We start from the raw sequence: 1,293 nt of genomic DNA on the forward strand, positions 1-1,293 counted from the left end.
TTAGCAGGCTGAGGAAAAACCGGCTGTTTGCGCTGGATGGTCGGGGTTGAAGTCAGTTTGGGTCGGCTCGGATGGCGGCCCAACGCCTGTCGGCTTTGACCGGGGCGGACTTCGGGCCTGGGTTTTCCTGTCATGGCGTCGCGGCGAGGAGCTTGGGCAGCCTGATCAGGTTGTAGGCGGCCAGCGTGAAGGTGAACTGCCAGCCGACGCGTGCGAGCCCTCGGTGTCGGGTCTTTCGGACGCCCGCGGCGGACTTGGTCCAGCCAAAGACCTCTTCGATCCGTTTTCGGATGATCTGACTGACCTTGTAGCCGGCATGTCGGGTGGTGCGGCCATCGACGGCCGATCGCCTGGCCTTGGCAGCGACGTGCGGGGCGACATTCATCGCGCGCAGTTCGTTGACGAAATCCTCGGCGTCGTAGCCCTTGTCGGCGCCAAGCGTGATCCGGCCCGGCCGGTCGGCGCGCGGCTCGATCATGTGGAGCGCAGCGATGCGCTCGGCGTGACCGTCGGCCTTCGTCAGGCAGGCGTCGACCACAAGGCCGTTGCGGTTCTCCATCAGCGCATGGCCCATGAAACAGAGCCGAGCCTCGCGGCCCGGCCCCTTGCGGAACAATCTTGCGTCCGGGTCTGTGGCGCTCTCGTGGGTGGCGTTGGCGAGAGCCTCGCCGTGAAAGTCGCGCTCGCCGTTCCTGCCCGAGGCCGGCGGTTCGCCCGAGCCGTCCTTCGGACGGAAGCTCTTCATCGAGGCCCACGCCTCGATCAGCGTGCCATCGACGCTGAAGTGCTCGCTCGACAAAAGCCGCTTGACCTTTGGATGCGCCAGAACGGCGGCGAGGAACTTGTGCGCGATGTCACCGCCAAGCAGGCGGTCGCGGTTCTTGCCGAACGTCGTCTGATCCCACGCCGCATCATCGACCCCGAGCCCGACAAACCAGCGGAACAGAAGGTCGTAGTCCAGCCGCTCCATGATCTGGCGCTCAGAGCGAATGCCATAGAACGCCTGCAGCAGCAGAGCCCGAAGCAACCGTTCCGGTGGGATCGACGGGCGGCCCACACCAGCGGCGTAGATCGTCTCGAAGTCCATGCTGAGACCGGCCAGGGCGGCGTTGACGATCTCCCGGATCGGCCGCAGCGGATGGTCTCGACGGACCCGGCTCTCAAGATCGACGTAGGAGAACAAAGACCCCGATCGCTCATCAGAACCGCGCATCGCCCGCTCCACCCGTCGCACCGACAACATCAGTGAATCATGACACGACGCGTCAGGCGAGAGGGTTTTTCCTCAGCCTG

At 65.1% G+C, this 1,293-nt stretch carries 1 protein-coding gene; it reads right to left on the minus strand.

Annotated features, from left to right (window positions below; translation table 11 throughout):
- Window positions 1-130: 130 nt before the first annotated feature.
- Window positions 131-1,213 carry an IS5 family transposase gene (locus AE618_RS25910; protein WP_054211953.1) on the minus strand — a complete coding sequence of 361 codons (1,083 nt, stop codon included), beginning with the start codon at window positions 1,211-1,213 and terminating at the stop codon, window positions 131-133.
- Window positions 1,214-1,293 lie beyond the last annotated feature (80 nt).

The organism is Allobosea vaviloviae (genome assembly GCF_001298265.1).
GTDB classification, from domain to species: Bacteria; Pseudomonadota; Alphaproteobacteria; order Rhizobiales; family Beijerinckiaceae; genus Allobosea; species Allobosea vaviloviae_B.